The organism is Pseudoalteromonas sp. bablab_jr011 (genome assembly GCF_016464045.1).
Taxonomy (GTDB): Bacteria; Pseudomonadota; Gammaproteobacteria; order Enterobacterales; family Alteromonadaceae; genus Pseudoalteromonas; species Pseudoalteromonas lipolytica.
In genome coordinates this window covers 1-1,221 of sequence record NZ_JACDWU010000053.1, presented here as the reverse complement: position 1 = coordinate 1,221, position 1,221 = coordinate 1, and the positions used below count along the sequence as shown (strand labels likewise).

General features: G+C 43.2%; 1 protein-coding gene. It reads right to left on the bottom strand.

Annotated elements, in window-relative coordinates:
• Positions 1-31: 31 nt before the first annotated feature.
• Entirely contained in the window at positions 32-1,129 is a 1,098-nt protein-coding gene (locus JIG41_RS01555; RefSeq protein WP_175081192.1) for an ISAs1 family transposase, read from the bottom strand.
• Positions 1,130-1,221 lie beyond the last annotated feature (92 nt).

Here is a 1,221-nt window from a genome sequence, read left to right as displayed (position 1 = left end):
GCAGGGTGAGAGCATACTTTGTTAACAAGTATTAACCAAAGATAAGCTCAGCCCTGAATTCATCGTCAAAACTAGCCCTAACACACTTACTGCGTATCGAGTCTTTACGGCCTTTGTGCTGTTTTACCAGGTTGCGAACAACCCGTCTGAACAGCGCCATATTCTCCGCCGAAATCGGCTCGCTTATCTGGCAAGCGTCTTCCTTAAAGACGACATCCAACACCCAGTGCTGCTGATTTTCTATGTGCCAATGATGGCGGATTGCTTTCTGCAACATCTGTGCATCTGGCTCGACAGAAGTAACATAAAAGTGCGTGTCTATTTTTATTATTGAGTCGGACTTATTGTGCCTTTCGACTGCGACCAACGAAGTAAGCCCTGGCCATTTTTCTTTTATCTCTTTAGGCAGTTTGTCTGCTTTTAGAGCGTAAGTGATCCGTGTTTCCTGACGTCCATGCCCATTGCTGGTTTGTACGTCCTCAGGCAAATCTCCCTCTTCTTCAAAAGCTTTTTCAAAACATGAAGCGACTGCTTTATAAAGCGTTTTCTGATTTGCTTTGACCTGAACCAAATAGTCCGCATCTCTTGAAGTCAGTGCTGAGAGTGTCGCTTTCTGACAATGTAGTGCATCTAGTGTGATGATAGAGTCTGAAATATCGAGCACATCTAATAAGGCCCTAACTGCTGGGATCTCGTTAGATTTACTTTCTACGGTACGCTGATACAAAGTTAAACCAGATTCACAATCAAAAGCGGACACCAAGTGTAAGTTATCCTCACGCTTTTTACTGGCACCACGCAGAGTTTTCCCATCAAATGCAATAATTGGCTTGTCAGATTGAGTTCGTTGCTCGTTAACCCAACTAAGCAGGGCCAAAATCAGAGAGTCAGTTTCCACTGTTTTAAGAATACGAGCAATACTATGTCGCGTTGGAATACCATGTTTAAATGCTCTGAACTGTCGGAGCCAAGACAGCTTGCTGTGTCCAAACACTTCGATATCTTTCCAGCCTTCACAACCAGATAAAACCGCCGAAATGATAAGAAATAAGACATCAGTAAGGTCATGATGTTGATTGATGAAAGAACGCTTATCTTCCACAAGTTCAAGGTGGCTAAATAACGACATAATTAACAAGTAGATAGTGACAATGTGGGCGTTATTAGATCAGAAAAGAGGCGGATGTTAAAGCCTTTTTACAAAGTGCGATCCCGCCGTGG

Coding starts and splice junctions, on each gene's coding strand:
- JIG41_RS01555 (WP_175081192.1), bottom strand. CDS start 1,129: ATGTCGTTATTTAGCCACCTTGAACTTGTGGAAGATAAGCGTTCTTTC.